Origin of the sequence: Lonepinella sp. MS14435, assembly GCF_042485795.1 — a bacterium.
GTDB lineage: Bacteria > Pseudomonadota > Gammaproteobacteria > Enterobacterales > Pasteurellaceae > Lonepinella.
Genome location: NZ_CP169368.1, coordinates 1,934,760 through 1,955,091 on the forward strand (window position 1 = coordinate 1,934,760; position 20,332 = coordinate 1,955,091).

The 20,332-nt window shown below is 39.3% G+C and carries 18 protein-coding genes, 2 tRNA genes, 1 rRNA gene and 1 pseudogene; 9 read left to right on the top strand and 13 right to left on the bottom strand.

The features are described 5' to 3' along the window. Positions 1-243: 243 nt before the first annotated feature. From O1Q80_RS09095 to O1Q80_RS09120, 6 genes are all read right to left on the bottom strand, one after another. Positions 244-319: transfer RNA gene (locus O1Q80_RS09095), tRNA-Ala, on the bottom strand. A 102-nt stretch (positions 320-421) separates the two neighbouring features. Continuing rightward, a tRNA-Ile gene (locus O1Q80_RS09100) sits at positions 422-498 on the bottom strand. A 217-nt stretch (positions 499-715) separates the two neighbouring features. Further along, a 16S ribosomal RNA gene (locus O1Q80_RS09105) occupies positions 716-2,254 on the bottom strand. Positions 2,255-2,612: 358 nt separating this feature from the next. Beyond that, positions 2,613-3,959 carry an anti-phage deoxyguanosine triphosphatase gene (locus O1Q80_RS09110; protein WP_386694622.1) on the bottom strand — a complete coding sequence of 449 codons (1,347 nt, stop codon included), beginning with the start codon at positions 3,957-3,959 and terminating at the stop codon, positions 2,613-2,615. Then, positions 3,960-4,643 (bottom strand): CidB/LrgB family autolysis modulator, encoded by a 684-nt coding sequence (locus O1Q80_RS09115; protein ID WP_386694624.1) that lies wholly within the window; start codon positions 4,641-4,643, stop codon positions 3,960-3,962. Next, positions 4,643-5,053 carry a CidA/LrgA family protein gene (locus O1Q80_RS09120; protein ID WP_386687172.1) on the bottom strand — a complete coding sequence of 137 codons (411 nt, stop codon included), beginning with the start codon at positions 5,051-5,053 and terminating at the stop codon, positions 4,643-4,645. The genes O1Q80_RS09115 and O1Q80_RS09120 overlap by 1 nt, the downstream gene beginning before the upstream one ends. 110 nt (positions 5,054-5,163) lie before the next feature. On the opposite strand from O1Q80_RS09120, the pseudogene O1Q80_RS09125 reads away from it, so the two are divergent. The 3 genes and pseudogenes from O1Q80_RS09125 to O1Q80_RS09135 all read left to right on the top strand — a co-directional run bounded on the left by O1Q80_RS09125 (position 5,164) and on the right by O1Q80_RS09135 (position 7,249). Then, positions 5,164-5,654: pseudogene (locus O1Q80_RS09125) on the top strand (thermonuclease family protein). Positions 5,655-5,665: 11 nt separating this feature from the next. After that, positions 5,666-6,862 carry a cysteine desulfurase gene (locus tag O1Q80_RS09130; protein ID WP_386694626.1) on the top strand — a complete coding sequence of 399 codons (1,197 nt, stop codon included), beginning with the start codon at positions 5,666-5,668 and terminating at the stop codon, positions 6,860-6,862. Positions 6,863-6,871: 9 nt separating this feature from the next. Then, positions 6,872-7,249 (top strand): SufE family protein, encoded by a 378-nt coding sequence (locus O1Q80_RS09135; RefSeq protein WP_386696180.1) that lies wholly within the window; start codon positions 6,872-6,874, stop codon positions 7,247-7,249. Position 7,250: 1 nt separating this feature from the next. On the opposite strand, the gene O1Q80_RS09140 is transcribed toward O1Q80_RS09135, so the two are convergent. Genes O1Q80_RS09140 through O1Q80_RS09150 form a run of 3 tightly spaced genes read right to left on the bottom strand, consistent with a single transcriptional unit; the run spans position 7,251 to position 9,243 of the window. Beyond that, positions 7,251-7,580 carry a branched-chain amino acid transporter permease gene (locus O1Q80_RS09140; RefSeq protein ID WP_386694628.1) on the bottom strand — a complete coding sequence of 110 codons (330 nt, stop codon included), beginning with the start codon at positions 7,578-7,580 and terminating at the stop codon, positions 7,251-7,253. Then, the gene (locus O1Q80_RS09145) at positions 7,577-8,314 is read right to left on the bottom strand and encodes an AzlC family ABC transporter permease (RefSeq protein WP_386694630.1); all 738 of its coding nucleotides are present in this window, start codon (positions 8,312-8,314) and stop codon (positions 7,577-7,579) included. Before O1Q80_RS09145 ends, O1Q80_RS09140 begins: the two co-directional genes overlap by 4 nt. Positions 8,315-8,316: 2 nt before the next feature. Beyond that, positions 8,317-9,243 carry a LysR family transcriptional regulator gene (locus O1Q80_RS09150; protein WP_386687182.1) on the bottom strand — a complete coding sequence of 309 codons (927 nt, stop codon included), beginning with the start codon at positions 9,241-9,243 and terminating at the stop codon, positions 8,317-8,319. Between the two features lie 199 nt (positions 9,244-9,442). On the opposite strand from O1Q80_RS09150, the gene O1Q80_RS09155 reads away from it, so the two are divergent. Continuing rightward, a complete protein-coding gene (locus tag O1Q80_RS09155) occupies positions 9,443-11,692 on the top strand; it encodes a TonB-dependent receptor (RefSeq protein ID WP_386694632.1) in 2,250 nt (749 codons plus the stop codon). Positions 11,693-11,831: 139 nt separating this feature from the next. Here O1Q80_RS09155 and ykgO read toward each other — a convergent pair whose 3' ends face one another. Both ykgO and O1Q80_RS09165 read right to left on the bottom strand, forming a co-directional pair. Further along, positions 11,832-11,975 carry a type B 50S ribosomal protein L36 gene (gene ykgO, locus O1Q80_RS09160; protein ID WP_132302792.1) on the bottom strand — a complete coding sequence of 48 codons (144 nt, stop codon included), beginning with the start codon at positions 11,973-11,975 and terminating at the stop codon, positions 11,832-11,834. Between the two features lie 9 nt (positions 11,976-11,984). Further along, complete coding sequence (locus tag O1Q80_RS09165; RefSeq protein ID WP_386687186.1) at positions 11,985-12,251, bottom strand: type B 50S ribosomal protein L31; 267 nt, start codon at positions 12,249-12,251, stop codon at positions 11,985-11,987. 504 nt (positions 12,252-12,755) lie between these two features. Here O1Q80_RS09165 and metE point away from each other — a divergent pair. The 4 genes from metE (at position 12,756) to O1Q80_RS09185 (ending at position 17,879) form a co-directional block, all read left to right on the top strand. Further along, complete coding sequence (metE, locus tag O1Q80_RS09170; RefSeq protein ID WP_386694634.1) at positions 12,756-15,026, top strand: 5-methyltetrahydropteroyltriglutamate--homocysteine S-methyltransferase; 2,271 nt, start codon at positions 12,756-12,758, stop codon at positions 15,024-15,026. 107 nt (positions 15,027-15,133) lie between these two features. Then, positions 15,134-16,012, top strand: coding sequence for a glycosyltransferase family 2 protein (locus tag O1Q80_RS09175; protein ID WP_386694636.1), 879 nt, complete (start codon positions 15,134-15,136; stop codon positions 16,010-16,012). 537 nt (positions 16,013-16,549) lie between these two features. Further along, a complete protein-coding gene (gene tenA / locus O1Q80_RS09180; protein WP_386694637.1) occupies positions 16,550-17,203 on the top strand; it encodes a thiaminase II in 654 nt (217 codons plus the stop codon). A 70-nt stretch (positions 17,204-17,273) separates the two neighbouring features. After that, positions 17,274-17,879 carry a hypothetical protein gene (locus tag O1Q80_RS09185; protein ID WP_386694639.1) on the top strand — a complete coding sequence of 202 codons (606 nt, stop codon included), beginning with the start codon at positions 17,274-17,276 and terminating at the stop codon, positions 17,877-17,879. A 50-nt stretch (positions 17,880-17,929) separates the two neighbouring features. Here O1Q80_RS09185 and O1Q80_RS09190 read toward each other — a convergent pair whose 3' ends face one another. After that, positions 17,930-18,841, bottom strand: coding sequence for a RimK family alpha-L-glutamate ligase (locus O1Q80_RS09190; RefSeq protein WP_386694640.1), 912 nt, complete (start codon positions 18,839-18,841; stop codon positions 17,930-17,932). 95 nt (positions 18,842-18,936) lie between these two features. Here O1Q80_RS09190 and O1Q80_RS09195 point away from each other — a divergent pair, with 95 nt between their 5' ends. Further along, positions 18,937-19,203 carry a GrxA family glutaredoxin gene (locus O1Q80_RS09195; RefSeq protein WP_386687194.1) on the top strand — a complete coding sequence of 89 codons (267 nt, stop codon included), beginning with the start codon at positions 18,937-18,939 and terminating at the stop codon, positions 19,201-19,203. Between the two features lie 70 nt (positions 19,204-19,273). Here O1Q80_RS09195 and bamC read toward each other — a convergent pair whose 3' ends face one another. Continuing rightward, entirely contained in the window at positions 19,274-20,281 is a 1,008-nt protein-coding gene (gene bamC, locus O1Q80_RS09200; RefSeq protein WP_386694642.1) for an outer membrane protein assembly factor BamC, read from the bottom strand. Between the last annotated feature and the right edge of the window lie 51 nt (positions 20,282-20,332).

Here is a 20,332-nt window from a genome sequence, read left to right on the forward strand (position 1 = left end):
TTGTTCACACAAGATTTTTACTCAAACGTTGACTCATCTAACAATCATCAGTCGCATTAACTGCTATCTGACCACTGCTATCTGAACTCTGTTTTCAGCTTGTTTCCAAATTTTTAAAGAACAATTAAGATGTGGCTTTCGCCTATCATCATTGCTAAATTAACTTATATAAAATCAATTTCAACTTTTACGTTTTCTATATTAAGTTAGCTTAACAATGATGATAACAACAAGTTTTTTGTTTGGTGGAGATAAGCGGGATCGAACCGCTGACCTCCTGCGTGCAAGGCAGGCGCTCTCCCAGCTGAGCTATATCCCCATTCAGATAACAGACAACAGCTATCAGATGACAGTGTTGCTATTTCTATTCCCTACGCTTACTTTCTCTGCCATCTGACTCCTGTCATCTGACATCTGAAAGTGGTGGGTCTGAGTGGACTTGAACCACCGACCTCACCCTTATCAGGGGTGCGCTCTAACCACCTGAGCTACAGACCCGTAGGGCTCAGAAGACGGATGACAGAAGACAGATAACAGAAAAAACTGAACACCCTAACTTCTCATCACAATTACTTTCTTCTGAAATATACTTGCTTTCATCGTTCTATCAAACAATCTGTGTGAACACTTGCTGTCGCTTCGTTTCTTTGAGTAACAATATCACAGTGACCTGACATTTCTGTCTTCTGTCTTCTGTCATCTGCCCTCTGATTACTAAGGAGGTGATCCAACCGCAGGTTCCCCTACGGTTACCTTGTTACGACTTCACCCCAGTCATGAATCATACCGTGGTAAACGCCCCCCTTCCGGTTAAGCTATCTACTTCTGGTACAACCCACTCCCATGGTGTGACGGGCGGTGTGTACAAGGCCCGGGAACGTATTCACCGCAACATTCTGATTTGCGATTACTAGCGATTCCGACTTCATGGAGTCGAGTTGCAGACTCCAATCCGGACTACGATGCACTTTCTGAGATTCGCTCCCCCTCGCAGGTTTGCCGCCCTCTGTATGCACCATTGTAGCACGTGTGTAGCCCTACTCGTAAGGGCCATGATGACTTGACGTCATCCCCACCTTCCTCCAGTTTATCACTGGCAGTCTCCTTTGAGTTCCCATCACTACATGCTGGCAACAAAGGATAAGGGTTGCGCTCGTTGCGGGACTTAACCCAACATTTCACAACACGAGCTGACGACAGCCATGCAGCACCTGTCTCATAGCTCCCGAAGGCACAAACTTATCTCTAAGTTCTTCTATGGATGTCAAGAGTAGGTAAGGTTCTTCGCGTTGCATCGAATTAAACCACATGCTCCACCGCTTGTGCGGGCCCCCGTCAATTCATTTGAGTTTTAACCTTGCGGCCGTACTCCCCAGGCGGTCGATTTATCACGTTTGCTACGGGCACCAAGCCTAAAGCCCAATCCCCAAATCGACATCGTTTACAGCGTGGACTACCAGGGTATCTAATCCTGTTTGCTCCCCACGCTTTCGCACATGAGCGTCAGTATCTTCCCAAGGGGCTGCCTTCGCCTTCGGTATTCCTCCACATCTCTACGCATTTCACCGCTACACGTGGAATTCTACCCCTCCCTAAAGTACTCTAGCTACCCAGTCTGAAATGCTATTCCAAAGTTAAGCTCTGGGATTTCACATCTCACTTAAGTAACCGCCTGCGTGCCCTTTACGCCCAGTTATTCCGATTAACGCTCGCACCCTCCGTATTACCGCGGCTGCTGGCACGGAGTTAGCCGGTGCTTCTTCTGTAGTTAACGTCAATTAGCTGTTCTATTAAAACAACTACCTTCCTCACCACCGAAAGAACTTTACAACCCGAAGGCCTTCTTCATTCACGCGGCATGGCTGCGTCAGGGTTACCCCCATTGCGCAATATTCCCCACTGCTGCCTCCCGTAGGAGTCTGGACCGTGTCTCAGTTCCAGTGTGGCTGGTCATCCTCTCAGACCAGCTAGAGATCGTCGGCTTGGTAGGCCTTTACCCCACCAACTACCTAATCCCACTTGGGCTCATCTTATGGCAACTGGACCTAAGTTCCCAGTCTTTCGTCTCTCGACACTACGCGGTATTAGCTACAGTTTCCCGTAGTTATCCCCCTCCATAAGCCAGATTCCCAAGCATTACTCACCCGTCCGCCACTCGTCAGCAAAGTACAAGTACTTCCTGCTACCGTTCGACTTGCATGTGTTAAGCCTGCCGCCAGCGTTCAATCTGAGCCATGATCAAACTCTTCAATTTAAGTTCGATCACTCAATAAACTGCTTGCTTCTAAATCTTTCTTCTCACTCTCAAAAAAAATGAAAAGTTAATGAATTTCTAAGTTAAGCACCTATTAAGACTTCAAGTTTTATTTAATTTTTTTAAAACAAGTCAATCAACAAGTGCCCACACAGATTGTCTGATAAATTGTTAAAGAACAAATTTTCACCGTTTTGCAGCGAAAATAAAACGACACACTGTTTGATTTCAATTTTCACAACAGCGTGTCGTTGTGTGCAGCGTATTATAGAGATCTGGAAATCCTTTGCAAGCACTTTTTATAAAAATATTGAGAAATTTATTCGAATGTTTAATTTTTCAACTTTTCAGTCTATTTTTACGTCAACTGCCGATAAACTTTCAACGCATAGGCATCTGACATTCCTGCCATATAATCGCAAATAATCCGTTTTTTACCGTTTGATTCTGCTTTCAGCCAACGATTTACAGTATTACGTGGTAACAAGCGTTCAGGATCGCTGGCAAAAATTTGGAACATTTCGGTTAAAATACGCTGTCCTTTATATTCAATACGCTGAGTTTCCACATCACGAATGACATATTTAAATACAAAAGTCTTAAACACATTCAAGACCTTTTCCACTTCTTCGGGCAATTCCGCATTGTAACGCAGTAATGGCTCGGAAAAATCAGCGGTTTGAGTCCAACGTACATTAGTAATAAAAAAATTCACCAATGCCCCAATAGCATTTTTACGTTCGTAATGATATTCAGAGAATAATTTTGTACTCAAAGTATCAATATTTCTTACAATCCATTCCGAAGAACAAGCTCTTAATTCTTGCAAAGCAATTTGCCAGAGATTTTGATCAATCATTCCTACCACAATAGCATCTTCAAAATCATGCACCCCGTAGGCAATATCGTCTGCTAATTCCATAATGCTACAATCTAATGATTTAAACTTGGTTTTCAAAAACTCTTTGGGTTCTGACCGCACTTTTTTTAGTGAAGTAAATAATACTCGATCTTGCTCAGATAACGGTTGCAATAACCAATCAAACACGGGCAAATCATCACGAAAAATACCTTTACCAGGTCGCCAATCCACTGCTCTAAAATCTTGCTCCGCAAAAGAAAGTACGGTGTATTTTGGCGAAGTTTCATCTAAAATGGCAGGATATTTCACCACTCCCAATAGGGTTCTACGTGTTAAATTCATACCTGCATTCGGCGTATAAGGTTCCAGCTTAGTTAATAAACGGAAAGTTTGTGCATTGCCTTCAAATCCCCCTGAATCATACATCATTGAATTTAAAGCCGTTTCACCTCCGTGACCAAATGGTGGGTGTCCAATATCATGAGCAAAACACAGGCTTTCAATCAGATCTGCGGTCGGTAATAATGGCTTAAGCTCTTGCTGTAGCTTAGTTTTATCTATATTTAATTGATCAGCTAAGGCTTTATAAGTATCTACCAATTTTAATTGTGAAACCAAACTACTACCAATTTGAGCTACTTCCAAAGAATGGGTCAATCGAGTACGGAAGAAATCATTTTCACCCACTGCGTGAATTTGCGTTTTCGCCTGTAAACAGCGAAATGCCGCACTGTGTAAAATTCTAGCCCGATCACGACGAAACGGCGGACGATGATCTTTTTCTCTCGGTTTATCATTAATCAAACGTTCAAGCCAAACAGGATCCAAATTATTTTTTAACATTTACGCCACCATATAAATCAACTTAAATACCAGCGGAGCAAGAATAGAACTAATAATACCGCACAAAACTAAGGCTATTGAACTATAAATAGAGGCTTTCGCATCTTGCTCCATTAATGCTGCCGTACCAATAGCATGTGAAGTAGCTCCCACAGCTAACCCAATTCCTTCGGAACTCGTTAATCGAAGTTTGCGTAAAATCACATAACCAACCATTGAACCCTGAATACCTGCTACAACAACACCAACTGCTGCCAGAGCAGGAACGCCACCCAAATTACCTGAAATTGCCATCGCTATAGGGGTTGTTACCGATTTAGAAATTACCGTTGCAACAATATCTGGATTCGCCCCTAACCACAAAGCAAAACCAGCACCTGTGAACATGGCAACAATAGAAGCTAACGTAGTAACAAACAAAATGCTTTTCCAAAATGCCGCAATTTGACGAAGTTGCTCATACAAAGGTAACGCCAACGCCACCACACTCACCCCCAACAAACTATTTAACGGTGCATTACCTGCCATATAATTTTCGTAAGGGATATTCATTAATAACAACACACCAATTATCATTAATACCGTTAATACAAAGGTATTTAACAATATGGATCTCAACCGTTTATTAATTTGTAAAGCAATAAAAAAACCTGTCACAGTTAATAAAGAGTAAAAATAAATCATTATCTTTCCTTAGCCCGATTTTGTAACACTTTATGACGTAAACGAGCAAAAGAACGTCGCATAAATAAATAATCAGCTAACGTCCCAATAATAATCAAGGTAATCAGCGAACTCACCACATTAGGAATAAGCAAGGCTTTTGCTTGAGAAATCAACACATCGGAATATTTAATAATCCCCACGCTAACAGGGACAAACAAAACCGCCATATAACGAATCAATAAATTTGCCCCGAAAAAAATCCATTCTACTCGAATAACATTAGTCGTTAATCCAAAAAACAGTAGCAAAAGCCCGAATATGCTCCCAGGAATACCAATAGGGATCAACCATGCAATGGTTTCACCCAAATAAAGTAAGGCATATAAAATCACTAAAGATCGTATTAAATCAAACAGTTTTCTTTTCATCATCTATCTTCAAATTTTTGATAAGTTTTATAAATTTATTTTACGCTTATTTTTTCATTTTTGTTATTTTTTCAGTAAAATGTCACCATCTGCTATTTATATCAAAAAATATGAAAAAAATAACCTTTTTATTCACCGCACTTTTTGTTTTTATTTTTTCTAACCGCACATTTGCTACAGAACGCTGGATTAATTGCCGAGTGGTCAGCATTAGTGATGGTGATAGCATAACCTGCCTATTAACCAACAAAAAACAAATCAAAGTGCGTTTAGCAGAAATTGATGCCCCCGAAAAAGCCCAAGCCTTTGGTAAACGTGCCAAACAAACCCTAGCACAATTAATACACAAAACGCAGGTAAGACTTAAAATCTCAGATTATGACCCTATGGACGTAGTGTTGCGACAATTTATGACTCGCAAGGAAAAAATATTAATCTGCAAATGGTACAACTAGGCATGGCATGGGCTTATACACAATATATGCAAGATCCACAATATTTACAGATTCAACAACAGGCTCAATCACAACGTATTGGATTATGGCAAGATACTCATCCTATACCGCCTAGTGAATTTCGTAAACATCAATACAACCAATAAAGGAAATAATCATGTTTAATGCTTACTCATTTCGCCAACAATTTCCCTATTTCAGCCAACCTAATGCGGTGGTGTATTTGGATAACGCCGCCACAGCATTAAAACCACAAGCCTTAATCGATGCCACCGTGGCATTTTACCAATCCGCAGGCTCCGTGCATCGCAGCCAATATGACGAAAAAAACACCGCACTTTATGAACAAGCCCGCACCCTAGTTAAACAGTTAATTAATGCAGAAAGCGAACAAGCGGTGATTTGGACATCAGGCACCACACAAGCCATTAATACCGTTGCCAACGGCTTAATTCCCCACATTCAACCCGATGATGAAATCATCATCAGCGAAGCCGATCACCATGCTAATTTTGTCACGTGGCATGCTATTGCGAAAAAGTGCGGTGCAAAATTGCGGATTTTGCCGATATTAGATAATTTTTTAATTGACGAACAATCCCTAATTTCCGCCTTAAACGTACGCACAAAATTGGTCGCTTTAAATTTCGTTTCTAACGTCACAGGCACACAACAGCCCGTCCAACAACTGATTGAAAAAATTCGCCAATTTTCCACCGCACTTATTTTAGTCGATGCAGCTCAAGCCATTAGCCATCTCAAAATCGATCTACAAAAATTAGATGCAGATTTTATCGCATTCTCCGCCCACAAAATTTACGGTCCGAATGGATTAGGCGTGTTAAGTGGCAAACAGCCTGCTTTAGAAAAACTGCAACCGCTCCAATACGGCGGAAAAATGGTTGCCTTTGCATCAAAACAAGAAATTCGCTATGCCGATTTACCCTATCGTTTAGAAGCTGGCACGCCGAATATTGCCGCCGTGATTGGTTTTAACGCTGTGTTAGAATGGTTAGAAAAATGGGATATTGAACAAGCAGAACAATACGCATTAGATCTTGCTCAACAAACTGAAGTACGGTTAAAAAATTACCAGAATTGTCGTTTATTTTCTGCCCCACAACCTAGCACCGTGATCAGCTTTGTGTTTGACAATATTGCTTGTGCCGATCTCGCTACCCTGCTTGCCGAACAAAACATCGCTTTACGCACAGGCGTGCATTGTGCCATGCCTTATCTTGCCCGTTTAGGTGTGCCTAGCACATTACGGCTCAGTTTTGCTCCCTACAACACCGAACAAGACGTACAAGCCTTTTTTACTGCCTTAGATAAAGCATTATCATTATTGGACTAAAAAATGGAAATAATTGAACAAATTCAACAAGCTAAAAACTGGGAAGAACGCTATCGTTTGCTGATTCAAGCAGGTAAAAACCTAACCCAACCAACAGAAAACGAACTCGCCCATTGGACGGAAATTCAAGGTTGTGAAGTCAGATTATGGTGTAAAATCTCACAAAATTTAGACCGCACTTTACAGCTAAAGGCTTATAGCGAAGCACGGATTATGAATGGGTTACTGTTCCTACTCATTAATGCAGTCAACGAGAAACCATTAGACGAACTACAACAGTTTGATATAACAATATTTTTCACTGAACTCGGTATCGCTCAACGATTAAGCAGTACAAGATTAAACGGCTTGAAACAAATTGAGCAAAGCATTAAGGAACTGTTTTAAATTAAACAAATACCCCTTGCACCAACCCCATATACAACATCGTTCCCACAGCCATGGACAGGAACATATTTTTCTTCCAAAGGTGCAAGGCAAATGTTACTGCTCCAGCAATAAAATCAGGTATGCCGTGATGACCTTGCAAAAGATCAATATTTTTATAGCAATATACCACTAACATACCGAACATGGCAGCAGGTAAGACTTTGCCTAAATAACGGATATATTCGGGGATCGGGCGGTTGGCTGGGAAAATCCAAAAAGGGATTAAGCGGCAAAATTGTACGCCTAACACGCCCATGGCAATGGTGATAAATTGTTCGGTTAAGGTCATGGATTTTCTCCCGTCAGGCGAATGATTTTACTTTCCAATTTGGTACGGCGTAAGGTCAATACTCCCCAAATAGTGAATAAGGTAGGAATTAAGAAATGTTCCTTACCCACGGTAATTAGGAAAAATAACGTAATACCTAAGCCGAGTAATGAGCTTTCATGGGATTTTTCTTTGAGCCAATTTTCAGTAAAAATAACGATAAATAATGCTGTCATGGCAAATTCTATGCCTTTTAAATCAAAAGGTACAATGTCCGTTGCAAGATTGCCTAATACCGCCCCCAAAACCCAATAGACTTGCAAATAGAGGCTAACAAAAAAGTAATACCAACCTTTATCTAAATGTTCTGGCACCTTTGCCATATAATTGAGTGAAAATGCTTCGTCCGACATAGTTGAAATTAAATACCAGCGTTTTTTACCCAACTGTTTACCATATTTTTCTAACATGGAAATGCTGTAAAAAACTTGTCGTCCGCTCACCATTAACGTGACCAACAGCACGGAAAGGGGAGAAAAAATAGCGGTCAATGATGTTGCGACAATAAATTCTACAGAACCTGCATAAATTAACGCCGCCATAAAGAACGGAAACCATACGCCAAAGCCTAATACTTTCATATAAATGCCGTAAGCAATGCCTAAGAAAATATAACCGATAATCATCGGTATAGAATAAGGAAAAGCGGCTTTAGCGGCTGCCAAGACTGCGGTGTTTTTTGGCTGATTTTCCATGATTACTCCAATACTGACAAGCCTGGTAAAGTAGAAAAACTTTGTGACTTCACGGTATCATAAAAATCATCAATAAATGCTCTCTCCGCATCAATTTCTCGATAAGCACAATATAAATTGCTATGTAGGCGTTGTTCGGTAATTTGACGAGCCACCACATAACCGCGATCTAAATAAGGTTTTACCGCCCAAAATGGTAACGCCGCAATGCCCCGTTTACTGGCGACTAATTGAATAATGGCAATGGTCAATTCACTGGTTCGGCGTGTTGGATTAATGCCAGCAGGTCGCAACACTTTACGCAGTAAATCCAACATATCATCGGGGACAGGATAAGTAATCCAAGTTTGATCGGCAAAATCTTCCGCTTGCCAAATGTCTTTTTGGGCTAACGGGTGATCTTTGGCACAAAGTCCGACCATTTCGTAGGAAAACAACGGCTTATAAATAATACCGTCAGTGGGTTCAATTTCAGACACAATCGCCCAATCGGCTCGATGACTAAGCAATAATCCCACGGTATCCGTATGAAAACCCGATACAATATCCAATTCGACTAACGGCCAATGGGTACGGAAACTATCCATGGCAGGCATTAACCAGTCAAAGCAGGTATGACATTCCACCGCAATACGCAACTCCCCTGCTTCCCCTTGTTTTACTCGAGATAGATCACGTTCCGCCTCGATCACTTTGGGTAATACCTCATTGGCTAATTTAATCAAACGTTCTCCCGCAGGGGTAAAATGCAAAGGTGTAGTTTTACGTTCAAATAACGGCAGCCCATATTGATCTTCTAATAATTTGAGTTGATGAGAAAGGGCTGATTGGGTTAAATAAACACGTTTTGCGGCTAAAGATACTGATCCAGTTTCTTTTAAAGCAAGCAAGGTTTTTAAATGGCGAAGTTCAAGAAATATTGGTTTCATAGATTATCTATCAATAGTAAATAAGGCTTTTATTCTACAGTAAATTTCAGAAACATTTAACAAAAAGACGATGGAAGTGCGGTGTAATTTTAGATGATTTTTTCATAACAAAAATGATTTTTTTATAAAAAACACTTGCAAATTTTTCCATATAAAGTTATTTTTCTGTGCGAATTATCTTTATATGGAAATAACAATAATGAAACTAAAAAAAATAAGTGGGGCAATCATGCTCACTTTAGGGGTAATTTCCCCTGCAAGTGCGGTGGAAAAAACCGAAATTTTAGATGAAATTGTGGTCACGGAAGTAACCAATAATCCTTTTAAAAGCGTGTCACAAAGCGAATTAAAAAACGGCTCAACATCACTAGGTAATGCTCTGTCAAAACAAATGGGGATTCAAGCCAATCACTTTGGTTCAGGTGCTTCAACACCTGTTATCCGTGGGCAAGAAAGTTATCGCAATAAAATTGTACAAAATGGCAGTGATGTAGTGGATATGTCCAATATGTCCCCCGATCATGCCATTATGGTTGACCCTACTTTAGCGAAAGAAATTAAAGTCATTCAAGGCGTTGATACTTTATTATATGCTTCTGGTGTAACTGGTGCGGTGGTGAATGTAGAAGATGATAAAATTCCGACACAGCTACCATTGCGTGCTGTCGAGGGCAGTTTAGATACTCGTTACAACACCAATAACCAAGAACAGTTATACAATTTAGCCACGAATTTACGGCTAAATGATCATCTGGTTCTGCATTTAGAGGGCTTAACTCGTCATGCAAAAAATTATAAATCAGCTGGTTATACGGAACAATATAGCGTGGAAAATCCTTGTAATAATTCTAATACACCAGAATGTATTGAGGCTATTTTCTCTGATGATTATCAAGAAAATTTCGTAGAATCAAAGCATTATCGTTATATTAATAATTCCGAAGCAAAATCTAAGCAAGGGGCTGTGGGGCTGTCATGGATTGGTGAAAAAGGTTATCTTGGTATTGCTTATACCGATAGACGCGATCGTTATGGTTTAACTGGACACGAGCATAAAGCTCATTTTTGCCATATTCATACTCATCAAGAAAATGATGAATACTTAGAGGGGATTAACCTACATTGTGAACATACCAGCATCAATATTGATGAAGATTTCCACAATCACGATCCCAGTCAACCTGAACAATATGCCAAACTTAAATTACATTTAAAACGTGTGGATTTACGAGGTGCTATTATTCAACCTATAGCAGGTATTGAGCAAATTCGTTTTATCGCTAACGATAGTCGCTATCATCATGATGAAATTGAAGGGCAATACACGATGTCTAGTTTTCAGCATAATGGCAAATCAGTACGTATTGAATTAGATCATAAACCTACTCAACATATTTCTGGCAGATGGGTTGCACAATATAGCAAAGATCAGATTGGCAGTTCAGGCTATGAAGGAATTTTAGATAAAAGCATTACCAAACTATATGCGTTATCTGCGGTGGAGCGTTATCAGTGGCAAGATATTACGTTCTCTTTGTCTGGACGTGTAGATCATCAAGCAATTCAATTAATTGATGACAAACAATTACATCGTGGGAAAAATATTATACCATTACGCAGTATGTCATACAGCACCAATACTTATTCTTTCGCCACAGGTATTGATTGGCAAATTACCCCAGCATTTAAAAGTTGGATAACCTTTTCTCATCAGGAACGAGCCCCTAGCGTACAAGAACTTTATGCTCGAGGCACGCACGTTGCCACCAATTCCTATGAATTTGGTGATGAACAATATGACCGCACCATTCATAATTTGCAGATAGATACCAATGTTTATAATCAATTTGGTATTAATGAACGACTCAAAAAAGAAAAATCCAATAATCTGGACATCGGTGTGCAATTTAATAATGACAAATGGCAAAGCTATTTCGGCACCTATTATAAGTATTTTAGCAATTATATCTATGCTCATACCATGGATCGTTTTGCACATTTTCGTTTGATACGTTACGCTCAACAACCTGCACGTTTTTATGGCGTGGAGGGAAATATTAGTTATCAATTCACCCCTAAATATCGCTTTACTGTTTTCGGTGATTATGTGCGAGGAAAATTACAAAATGGCAATGTACCACGTATGCCAGCGATGCGTTTAGGTTCTCGTCTGAATGCTGACCTGAGTGATAAATTGTCCGCCAGCATTGAATATACTCATACTTTTAACCAAAATAACACCGCCCATAATGAGCTACCTGTTAAGGGTAATGCTATGTTAAATGCGGGTATTATTTATTTAGGTTCATTAAGTCAGCATATTGATTATCGTTTAACCCTTGATTTTAATAATATTCTTAATCGGAAAGTGTATGCGAGTACATCTTATTTATCCCATATTCCTTTAATGGGACGTAATGTGGTAATGGGGGCAAGTGTATTGTTTTAAATTAAAAAAGACGAAACAAGAGAAGCGGTGAATTTTTAATCCACCGCTTTTTCTAACAAAATAACCAGAAAAAATCCTTATTTTCCGTTCCTTTTCCATCTAGCACTGAATAAATCTCAGTGCGATGCTGAAGAAATCCCTATCTTCTTTTTTTCTTCATACCCTGACGGGCTTTAAAACGTGGATTTTCCTTACAAATTACATAGACCACACCGTGACGGCGAACTACTTTACAATTTGGGTGACGAGTCTTGGCACTTTTTAATGATGATAATACTTGCATGCTAATCTCCTATTTTGATTTTAATGCACCGAACTTACCATAACGATTGGTAAAGTCACTAGCTCGACCTTCATTGCCGATTTGACGTGTTTTGCCTGTGTAGAACGGGTGTGATGCTGATGATGTATCACACATAAATACGGGATATTCCTTGCCATCTTCCCATTTCATTGTATTTGTTGTTCTAGCACAAGAACGAATTAAAAAGCCTTGTTTGGCATTACTATCATAAAATAACACTGTACGATAATTATCAGGGTGGATTCCTTTTTTCATGCTTTAACCTTATTTTTTATTGAAAAATAACTAGACTGCGAATATTACCTTAGATAAGGGAGTTTTGCAAAACTTATTTCACAAAAATAAAAAAGATCTAATCTATTGTTCTGCCCCCTCAGTCCTTCGGACAGCCCCCCCCCCCCCCCGCAAGCAGGGGGAGCAAAGTGATTTTTCTTCCCCCTACACCCAAGGACAACGAAGTGATTTTTCTTCCCCCTACAACCAAGGACAACGAAGTAATTTTTCTTCCCCCTACAACCAAGGATAACGAAGTGATTTTTCTTCCCCCTGCTTGCGGGGGGAAGTCCCCGAAGGGGGAAGGGGGGGCAATAACCTATATATCAAGACCAGACTCATTCCACCCCATATCATTAAAATAATTCATACAAAAAATGAAAAAGATTAGTTTGCTTAATAAATAAAAATTCGGCATTATCTTTATCAAGTGGACGTTTAGCCGTCTAAATAGAAATTTATTATTCCCATTATAGGAGCAAGATTATGACCACATTCCATGTATTAGGATTCCCCCGTGTTGGTGCAAAACGTGAACTTAAATTTGCACAGGAACGCTACTGGCGTAAAGAATTAAGCGAGCAAGATTTATTAGCACTTGCCAAAGCCTTACGTGAGAAAAACTGGAAGCATCAAGCTGAAGCAAACGCGGATTTTGTCGCAACAGGTGATTTCACGTTTTACGATCATATTTTAGATCTGCAAGTGGCGACAGGGGCGATTCCTGCTCGTTTTGGTTTTGACAGTCAAAAATTAACTTTAGAACAATATTTTGAATTAGCACGTGGTAACAAAGATCAGTTTGCCATTGAAATGACTAAATGGTTTGATACCAACTATCATTATTTAGTACCCGAATTTAGCAAAAACACTCAATTCAAAGCCAATCCAGCACATTATGTCAATCAATATCGTGAAGCTGTTGCCAACGGACATAAGGCAAAACCTGTAATCGTTGGTCCGTTAACATTCCTTTGGTTAGGTAAAGAAAAAGGCGAAGCCTTCAACCGTTTTGATTTATTGGCAAAATTAGTCCCAGTTTATCAAGAAATTTTAACCGCACTTGCCAATGAGGGTGCCGAGTGGATTCAAATTGATGAACCAGCATTGGCATTAGATTTACCAAAACCATGGCTTGATGCGTTCCAGTCCGTGTACGCAGACTTAAGCAAAGTGAATGCCAAATTATTATTGGCAACTTACTTCGGTTCAGTGGCAGAACACGCTCCATTATTAAAAGCGTTACCAGTGGCTGGTTTACACCTTGATTTAGTGCGTTCGCCTGAACAATTAGCGACTTTCGCTGATTATAACAAAGTGCTTTCTGCGGGTGTGATTGAGGGTCGTAACATCTGGCGTGCCAATTTAAATAGCGTGCTTGATGTGTTAGAGCCATTAAAAACCAAACTCGGTGAACGTTTATGGATTGCTCCAAGCTGTTCATTATTACACACACCTTATGATTTGAGCGTGGAAACACAATTACAAGAGAAAAATCCTGATCTTTATTCTTGGTTAGCGTTCACGTTACAAAAAGTGGAAGAATTAAACGTATTAAAACAAGCGTTAAATAACGGTCGTGCGTCAGTACAAGCACAATTAGATGCCAGCCAAGCGGCTGCTGATGCTCGCAAAAACAGCAAAGTCATTCACAAAGCGGAAGTCGCCGCTCGTTTAGCAAACTTACCAGCCAATGCGGATCAACGCAAATCGCCATTCGCCGAGCGTATTGCCAAACAAAATGCGTGGTTAAATTTACCATTATTACCGACCACCACCATCGGTTCATTCCCACAAACCAGCGAAATCCGTCACGCTCGTGCCAGCTTCAAAAAAGGCGAATTGTCTTTAGCGGATTATGAAACGGCGATGAAAAAAGAAATCGAATATGTGGTGCGTAAACAAGAAGAATTAGACTTAGATGTCCTCGTTCACGGCGAAGCGGAACGTAACGATATGGTGGAATATTTCGGTGAATTGCTTGACGGCTTTGCCTTTACCAAATTCGGTTGGGTGCAAAGCTATGGTTCACGCTGTGTAAAACCACCTGTGATTTTTGGTGATGTAACCCGTCCAGAGCCAATGACAGTGCGTTGGTCGCAATACGCTCAAAGCCTCACCAAAAAAGTGATGAAAGGGATGTTGACGGGTCCTGTTACCATTCTGCAATGGTCATTCGTACGTAACGATATTCCACGTTCAACTGTATGTAAACAAATCGGCGTGGCGTTGTCTGACGAAGTGTTAGATTTGGAAAAAGCAGGTATCAAAGTGATTCAAATTGACGAACCTGCGATTCGTGAGGGCTTGCCGCTCAAACGTGCCTACTGGGACGCTTACTTACAATGGGCAGGCGAAGCATTCCGTTTAAGCTCAATGGGCGTGGCGGACGATACACAAATTCACACGCACATGTGTTATTCTGAATTTAACGATATTTTACCTGCCATCGCGGCGTTAGATGCTGACGTAATTACCATCGAAACGTCCCGTTCCGATATGGAATTATTGACCGCATTCGGCGATTTCAAATATCCGAACGACATCGGTCCGGGCGTGTATGACATTCATAGCCCACGCGTACCGACCGAAGCGGAAATCGAACACTTGTTACGCAAAGCGTTAAACGTGGTGCCAAAAGAACGCCTATGGGTCAACCCAGACTGCGGTTTAAAAACCCGTGGCTGGAAAGAAACCATTGAACAGTTGGAAGTGATGATGAAAGTAACGAAAAAATTGCGTAAAGAATTGGCATAATTACCGAATCCAAAGACTGAAATTGAAAATTTCAGTCTTTTTATTTTTCTTTGTTATATAATATGCGGCGGAAATTTTGGCTTATTTAATCAGTGAGGAAACAATGAATGCCAATCAATCAATCAATCAATCAATCAATCAATCAATCAATCAATCAATCAATCAATCAATCAATCAATAGTAGTTTAACTTTTGCTGTAATCACTGCAACTATTGGTCGCCCTGAATTAGAGCGTGCCATTATTTCCGTTCAAAACCAAACCTATCCTTGCAAACATTATGTATTTGTTGACGGTAAAAAATTCTGGGACAAAGTCAAACCGTTGGAAGCCAAGTATCCTGACGTAGAATTTATCTATTTACCGATGAATACGGGTGGAAATGGAATGGGGTGTCTGCGAATTCTAGCCGCTGCCCCTTTTTTAATAAACGAAGATATTATTTGTCTTTTAGATGATGATAATTGGTATGATGAAAACCATATTGAAGGCTTTATACCATTCTTTGAAAAACATAACGTGGATTACGCCTATCATTTAAGACATTTATATGACGATGACGGTCAATTTATTTGTGATGACAATTATGATTCATTAGGTTTCTGGAAAATTGAACTCCCGACTTATAAAGCCATAACACGTAACCACGATTTTTTAGTAGATACGAATTGTTATGCTATTCAGAAAAATCTGCTGTTACAAATTTCATATTCTTGGATTAAAAATGATCGTGGTTTATTCAGAAAATTAATATCAATATCAAATATTACAGGTTGTTGCACCGCTTTAAGAACCGTAAACTATTGTGCCCATTTAAGTATATATGATCCCAAAATAGGAAAACTCACCTTATTACCGATGCAACTAACAAGAGAAATTAGTTTATTTTGGGAAGATTATGCTCAAAAACATTCTAAATTAGAATGGCTTGTACCAACTCTATTTAGAGAAGGACAACTTATACCGATAGAAAAGCATAGTGAATAAATTGGTTATAGACTAGGCTAAGTACAGAAAAAGGGCAATTCTTGTAAAAGCTAACTCAGTCTAAACTCTTGTTCTATAAAGGCTGAAATCAAAAATTTCAGCCTTTTCTACTGGATTTTTTGTGACCGATCTCACAATTCTGAATATGATGAATTGTTTACTCAACTATTTTTTGTTAATCTTCCGTTCTCTTAGTCGGGGTGCTTCTACAAGCTGAGATTACACCCGTTGAACCTGAAACAGATAAGGGGCTGAGAGTGTGTCATTATTTTTCTGCGTTGTCGCTTAAAAAAGCCACAAACAAGGAAAAAAATGCAGAAAATAGTGGTTCTATTTTCAAATTTTTTGACGCAGAGTGTGGCTTTTTTAAGCACAACCCTACGGGACGGGATAAATTTTAGCCTACTCGGCGTTGAAAGACGCTTATTTAGAATGACTAAACTGCACGTCTTTCGCCTTGATTAGGCTAAAATTTGTCTCCGTCGCAGAAAAATAATGACACACTCTCAGCCCCCAACTGACGTAGGAAACTAAACCATGAAAAACGATTTTATTCAAACTATTATCCAACAAGCTCAACCTCATTGGCATCATTATGTAGAACATGATTTTGTACAACAACTAGGACAAGGTACATTACCCTTATCGAGCTTTCAATACTATTTAAAACAAGATTATCTCTACCTATTTCACTACAACCGTGCCTTAGCACTCGCCATATTCAAGGCGGAAAATTTTGAGCAAATGCGAGATATTCATCAAGCGATTACGGTTTTATTACAAGAAATCCAATTACATATTGATTTCTGCCAAGATTGGGGGATTAGTCAACAAGATTTATTAAACATAGAAGAAGATCCTGCTTGTGTCGCCTATACTCGCTATGTCTTAGATTGTGGTATAACAGGTGGTCTGGCGGAACTTTATGCAGCAATCGCCCCTTGTGCCATTGGTTATGCGGAAATCGGATTGCGTTTAAGCCAACAAAATTTAGTGTCCAATAACCCTTATCAAAAATGGATTGATTCTTATGCCGATGAAACTTTTCAAACTGCGGTGGAAAAATATAAAGATTTTTTAACCGCACTTTGCCAAGATCTCAATGCGAAACAATTAGCAAATATCCAGCACATTTTCACGACAGCGACACGAATGGAAGTGGCATTTTGGCAAATGGGGTTAGATCATTAATTTTTTATACTTTGCTGATTAAATTATTGCTATAATTCGCACAATATTTTATTTCAGCACGGTTCATTCAATGAAATTTAAACTGATTTTATGTTTATTATTAGGATTATTGCCTAACATAGTATTAGCTCAGTGGAAGTCTGTTGGCAAAGCAGATTACAACTGGGGACCTTTTCTTGTGTATAGTATTACGCTTTCCACCGAAACAGGGCAATATCAAGAAAATGAACGTCCATTGATGCTTACTTTTACTTTTGACAAACAAGTGGAAGGTAAAAATTTTGCAGTTACCTTAATTAAAGAAATTGATAGTTTGAAAATGGTGTCGTCAGACACCACATCCACTTGGCTAAAAGAATTACAACGGATTTTCCCTGATTTTTCCCCGCAAGATCATTTAAGTTTTATTGCATTAGCAGATAAAAGTTATTTTGTATTAAATGATACAGTATTAGATTATGAATTCGAACCTGAATTTGCTCAGATTTTAACCGCAGTTTGGTTATCAGAAAAAACGAATTTCAGTAAAATGCGAGAGATGCTGCTAAATCAAAGTAAGCCAGAAAATGAAGCACCAAAAACCGAACTTGAAACTGTTCCATTCAATGAAGAAGAAGTCAATCCGCAGCTTCCACCTGAATATCCGTTGGAAGAACAGCCAGAAGTGGTATCTTAATAATCCTGACTTTCTGAATGGGCGTATTAGATTACGCCCCCCCACATTGATTATTTATTGTTTAATAATTGATATTTCTGTTCTAAACATACAATCATCTCCAACGCAATATTCACACCGCTGGTCTTTTCGATCATTTCTAATCCAGGGCTGGCATTGACTTCCAACACTAATAATCCTTGATTAGAGCGAATCAAATCTACGCCAGCCACATCTAAGCCTAATGCTTTAGTAGCATTAATCGCTATTTGTTGTTCATCTATGGTAAGAGTGATTTTTTCTGCACTTCCCCCACGATGAAAATTTGCCCGAAATTCGCCATTTTGCCCGTGTCGCAACATAGTTGCTACCACTTTATCACCGATTACAAAACAACGAATATCCGTGTTTTTAGCCTCCCGAATAAAATCTTGTAATAACGTAACTACTTTAGCTTCTTTCAATGTTTCCAAAATACTCACCGCACTTTGTGGCTTTTCCGCCAGCATAACTCCGATACCTTGTGAGCCATTTAAGGTTTTCAAAATGGTAGGGGTTTTCATTTTAGCGACCGCACTTTTTGCTGAAAATTCGCTACCCGCTAAAATACTCTGTGGAACCAGCACGCCAGCTTGTTGTAATAATTGTAAACTTTGCCATTTATCTCTAGCTCGTAAAAATGCCTGATCATCATTTAAACTAATCGCCCCGCCAGCCACGAAATGACGTAAGACTGCACATCCCATTTGTGTACTTGCCGTACCAAAACGTGGCAACACTGCGTCATATTTCGGTAATAAATAGCAATTTTCTTTTCCATTGCATTGATAATACACGTCAAAGTGCGGTCTATTTGATGATAGTTTTAATAAGCAACGATTAGGATCGAGAATATCCATTGAATGTCCACGTTTTTCAGCCTCAGATTTTAACCGTTGGCAACTGTACAAACGTGGTTCACGACATAGCATTAAAATTTTCATAAGATTTTGGCTAATTAAATGTTAGAAAAAAACAATTTATATTTTTACTTAATTTAGCGTAAAATTCCACAACATTCACTTAAAAAGGAAAAACTATGTTTATAAAAATTTACGGTCGTATGACTTGCCCTTTTTGCGTTCGAGCAAAAAACTTGGCGGATAAACTTGCCACAGAAGTAAACGGATTTAGCTATGAATTTATTGATATTATTGAAAAAGATATGAGCAAAGATGATATTGCTAAAGCTATCAGGGTCGCTCAAGTACAAACTGTGCCACAAGTCGTGGTGGATGGGCAACCAATCGGTGGTTGTACAGATTTTCAGGCGTTCGCCCAACAAAAATTTGGTATTACACTTTAATTAGCCATGAAAAAACCTAGTGAGTTTACACCGCACTAGGTTTTCTTTTAGCTATAATTTAGCCAGCATATTAATTAGACAACACTTTCTGCAATGCCTGATATAAGGTTTGGGCTTTTTCACCGCTCAATGCGAATTTATCTTCATCGCTAATCACGACCGCACTTTCATTCCCATAGGCACTAAGTTGCATTGAATATTCACCTTTTTCAAGATCTGGTTTGCTTAAACCGAAACGAGCCCATTCGCTGTCATCTAATGGTTTGTATTTTAATAGTGCATAACCTTTACCCGCTGTAGATTCTTTGAACTCAAAACCCAGTTGTGGCAAGGCTTGTTCTAATTTTTGCCAAGATTGACGGAAATTGATATTCATCGCCAAAGCTACATGTTGATTGGTATCAGTGATAATCGCAGATTGAACCGCACCCGTGGCAACATCTGATACTGCCACTTGTTGCTGTTGTTGACGATAAGCAGAATTTAACTCACCCACCAACTGATTTAGACGATCTGAAGTATAACGTTCTTTGTCTTTCACCGTTGGCGTGAAAATAACTTCATCTCGTTTCATTTGAGCAATCGCTACGACTAAGGCGTTAGAAGTGTTGTTGCCCACTTCTTCAATAATATAACGAACTTGCACATCACCAATTTCATCAGCTCGTCCTGTTTTTGCCCAATCAGTTTGTACCTGATTACCTAATGTAGTGAATTGAATGTTTTGTTCTGTTAATAAACGCTGTACTTGCTGAATATTGTAAACAGATTTTTTCTCCGCAGGATAAATAATAGATGAACGTTCACCATCAAAATGGGTTACTGAATTACCAATAATCGCCATAGGTGTTGATGGTGGACGAATATCTGTGCCATCAGTTTTGATGGAAACATCTGTCGGTAATTGATAGGTATTCTCTTGCCCTAAGATAGTGACACCACCTGTATCTAATTTAGTAAAAACAGGAATCACACCTCGTTTTTCATAACTATCATTGGCGGTTTGTTTACTATCATTACTGGTTGAACAGGCAGTTAGGGTTGCTAACACGGTTAATGGTAAAAGCCATTTTTTCATCATCTATCCCTTTAAAATTTTGGTAAAATATATCGCACTTATAGACCACAA

What these genes read in the sequence shown, in the direction of transcription:
- O1Q80_RS09120 (WP_386687172.1), bottom strand. Translation starts at nt 5,053, where the DNA reads ATGAAAAGAAAACTGTTTGATTTAATACGATCTTTAGTGATTTTATAT.
- O1Q80_RS09150 (WP_386687182.1), bottom strand. Translation starts at nt 9,243, where the DNA reads ATGAAACCAATATTTCTTGAACTTCGCCATTTAAAAACCTTGCTTGCT.
- O1Q80_RS09130 (WP_386694626.1), top strand. Translation starts at nt 5,666, where the DNA reads ATGTTTAATGCTTACTCATTTCGCCAACAATTTCCCTATTTCAGCCAA.
- O1Q80_RS09185 (WP_386694639.1), top strand. Translation starts at nt 17,274, where the DNA reads ATGAAATTTAAACTGATTTTATGTTTATTATTAGGATTATTGCCTAAC.
- O1Q80_RS09110 (WP_386694622.1), bottom strand. Translation starts at nt 3,959, where the DNA reads ATGTTAAAAAATAATTTGGATCCTGTTTGGCTTGAACGTTTGATTAAT.
- metE (WP_386694634.1), top strand. Translation starts at nt 12,756, where the DNA reads ATGACCACATTCCATGTATTAGGATTCCCCCGTGTTGGTGCAAAACGT.
- O1Q80_RS09145 (WP_386694630.1), bottom strand. Translation starts at nt 8,314, where the DNA reads ATGGAAAATCAGCCAAAAAACACCGCAGTCTTGGCAGCCGCTAAAGCC.
- O1Q80_RS09175 (WP_386694636.1), top strand. Translation starts at nt 15,134, where the DNA reads ATGCCAATCAATCAATCAATCAATCAATCAATCAATCAATCAATCAAT.
- O1Q80_RS09155 (WP_386694632.1), top strand. Translation starts at nt 9,443, where the DNA reads ATGAAACTAAAAAAAATAAGTGGGGCAATCATGCTCACTTTAGGGGTA.
- tenA (WP_386694637.1), top strand. Translation starts at nt 16,550, where the DNA reads ATGAAAAACGATTTTATTCAAACTATTATCCAACAAGCTCAACCTCAT.
- O1Q80_RS09165 (WP_386687186.1), bottom strand. Translation starts at nt 12,251, where the DNA reads ATGAAAAAAGGAATCCACCCTGATAATTATCGTACAGTGTTATTTTAT.
- O1Q80_RS09140 (WP_386694628.1), bottom strand. Translation starts at nt 7,580, where the DNA reads ATGACCTTAACCGAACAATTTATCACCATTGCCATGGGCGTGTTAGGC.
- bamC (WP_386694642.1), bottom strand. Translation starts at nt 20,281, where the DNA reads ATGAAAAAATGGCTTTTACCATTAACCGTGTTAGCAACCCTAACTGCC.
- O1Q80_RS09190 (WP_386694640.1), bottom strand. Translation starts at nt 18,841, where the DNA reads ATGAAAATTTTAATGCTATGTCGTGAACCACGTTTGTACAGTTGCCAA.
- O1Q80_RS09115 (WP_386694624.1), bottom strand. Translation starts at nt 4,643, where the DNA reads ATGATTTATTTTTACTCTTTATTAACTGTGACAGGTTTTTTTATTGCT.
- O1Q80_RS09195 (WP_386687194.1), top strand. Translation starts at nt 18,937, where the DNA reads ATGTTTATAAAAATTTACGGTCGTATGACTTGCCCTTTTTGCGTTCGA.
- ykgO (WP_132302792.1), bottom strand. Translation starts at nt 11,975, where the DNA reads ATGCAAGTATTATCATCATTAAAAAGTGCCAAGACTCGTCACCCAAAT.